The following is a 1,017-nucleotide window of genomic DNA, read 5'->3' as shown; positions in this document are numbered from 1 at the left end:
CGGGAAGCAGGCCTCGAGATGAGTTCTCACTTTGACTTAGAGTCAACTGAAGGGCCGTTGAAGACTACAACGTTGATAGGCGAGATGTGGAAGTGCTGTGAGGCATTAAGCTAACTCGTACTAATTACCCGAGAGGCTTAACCATACAACGCCAAAGTGGTTTACTAGAATTGTTCCAGACAATTCCTAGCATGACCTCCATCCATGGAGGCCTTAGCTAACAGAAGTTAATAGACTAAAGTAGACAAAGAATTTAATCGCTTTTCCGGATTTAAGAATTTGCTTGGTAAGCATAGCGTTTTGGACCCACCTGACTCCATGCCGAACTCAGAAGTGAAACAAAACAGCGCCGATGATAGTGTGGGATTTCCCATGTGAAAGTAGGACATTGCCAAGCACCTATTTAAAGAAAGCCCGATTCGAAAGAGTCGGGCTTTTTTGCTATTTGGGGTAAAGTACTTCCATGTAGCATCTCCCCTTCGCGCGTCCTTGCGCTCACTTCCTCGAACTGCGAAGCGGTGCTTCGGTTTCTCGTCACCCAAACTCAGAAGTGAAACAAAACAGCCGAAGGGTCGGCCCCGGTCAATGATAGTGTGGATTACCCATGTGACTCTCTATTTAAAAAATGAGAACATCCTACTTCGTAGCGAGCCAGGGCCAAATAAGAGGTTGATGAAAAGCGTTCATCCATGAACTTCATCGACATTCGAACATCCATGTACATCAAAACCCGTTGCAGCAATGCGACGGGTTTTTTTGTTGTTTGGGTGATGCCGCGCGCGAAAACTTAACGCGAATTGTGCGATAAGTGCGAAAACCTATGATTTAAATATGTTAAATTCATTTTTATATAACAAAACAGCAAGGGCTAGCTCGTGAGGCCAGAAACATGTATCTTTGAAGCATGAATTCCATATTTCAAGGATGGTTTAGGTGTTAGAGAGGTTTAGAAACAACTTGCATGCAACAGTTAGATACTACTTAGTTGGTTATTTTATAAGGTATAGCTCTAAACCG

General features: G+C 43.6%; 2 rRNA genes. Both read left to right on the top strand.

Annotated elements, in window-relative coordinates:
• A 23S ribosomal RNA gene (locus tag DS891_RS24280) occupies positions 1–145 on the top strand; the annotation flags it as partial.
• A gap of 137 nt (positions 146–282) precedes the next feature.
• Positions 283–397: ribosomal RNA gene (rrf, locus tag DS891_RS24275) — 5S ribosomal RNA — on the top strand.
• Positions 398–1,017 lie beyond the last annotated feature (620 nt).

Source organism: Pseudoalteromonas sp. JC28, from assembly GCF_013319255.1.
Classification (GTDB): Bacteria; Pseudomonadota; Gammaproteobacteria; order Enterobacterales; family Alteromonadaceae; genus Pseudoalteromonas.
Note: the sequence above shows the minus strand (reverse complement) of the source record. Positions and strands in the feature narration are given on the sequence as shown.